This is a genomic window from Brunnivagina elsteri CCALA 953 (assembly GCF_002289455.1).
Classification (GTDB): domain Bacteria; phylum Cyanobacteriota; class Cyanobacteriia; order Cyanobacteriales; family Nostocaceae; genus Brunnivagina; species Brunnivagina elsteri.
In genome coordinates, this window is sequence record NZ_NTFS01000747.1 from 1 (window position 1) to 1,355 (window position 1,355).

Sequence of the window (1,355 nt, forward strand, 5' to 3'; positions counted from 1 at the left end):
TAAGCCTCTCCCCTTAGTAAGGGGAGAGGTTGGAGAGGGGTTCTATATTAGTCAAATTTTAAGCCGTTTGCAGTATACTATGCTTGAGATACTTGTCTAGAAAGTATTGGAGAGAATTTCAACAGTGATGTACGGTGTTTCGCATTGAGATTATTTGCAAAATAGCCACCAACAATAGCTTCACAGCATTTGCTTTCCCACCATTTTAACGATTCTTGGTGAAGTTCCTGCATGAGTTGGGGTTTCGCATATAGGTTTTCGATCACCTTTTCCAGTTCATCCCAGTCACGAATTTGAATGATTGGGGCACCATCTAAATACCAACGGGATGGTAATGCCTCAGTAATAACAATACAACCATATCGCATCGCTTCAAATAGTCTTGTCGTTTCAAAAGAGCTTCCACGAGGTACGAGGCATATTTTTGTATTCATCATTGCCTCTGAATAACTGCGTATTTCCGGTTGTTCTGCTTGGTTGGAAACCGCTTGAGCATTGAAACTAGAGAAAAAATTACCAGTGATTGCTAGTTCTATATTCAGTTGGGGATTATTTATTTTAATACTAGAAAGCTTTGACACCATTGTTTGTCTTGCCAGCATTTTCGGTGTGCTAATCAAACGTTTTATCGACCATTTGGGATAGTCTATGTGGGTAATACTGCCTGAGAAATAAGCATCAAAAGTACGTTTTTCGATTGGTTTAATTGATAATTCTTGTGAATTAGCATAACCCAGGGGAATATCGTAAATTGGTGCAATACTATTTTGCCCTGTAAATATATCTTTAATTTGATGCAAATAGTAATTCAAGAAACCAGGAATACCGACTAATAAAATTCGCAAATATTGGATTAATGTCAGTAAATTCAGATGAGATGGTTTGTAGATAGGATTACATCCTAAAATTGCACCTGTACCAATACATTTAAAAATAGCACCTACTTTATTTACATATTTCGGAATTCGATACCATTCGTCACCAAGTACAATAACGACAACATTATCACCATAAGTTGGTAACTCGTTAACGTCATCCCATGTAATATAAAATATTAAATTTTCTAATTGTAAACGCTTCTCCATTTCTTGCAACACTTTGCTAAGATATGCTGCTAAACCCAATTCACATGGAGGAGCTTCAAATATATTCCAGGGAAGGGGGGATTTGTGCCAGCGCATATAAATGTAATAGCGATTGCGCGGCAGAGGGTTTGAATCTGTATTTTTTTTAACATCAAGACGCTGCCACATATGCGTAAATACTTAGTTGAGATTTAAATTATTATCTATCATGTAAATTTATACAGGTATAGTCCATAAATCAATAGACATCTCCGGAAAAGACGTAGAGAC

General features: G+C 36.5%; 1 protein-coding gene. It reads right to left on the bottom strand.

The genetic code is table 11. The features are described 5' to 3' along the window. Positions 1-77: 77 nt before the first annotated feature. Positions 78-1,253 carry an exostosin family protein gene (locus tag CK510_RS30425; RefSeq protein WP_095725127.1) on the bottom strand — a complete coding sequence of 392 codons (1,176 nt, stop codon included), beginning with the start codon at positions 1,251-1,253 and terminating at the stop codon, positions 78-80. Positions 1,254-1,355: the final 102 nt, after the last annotated feature.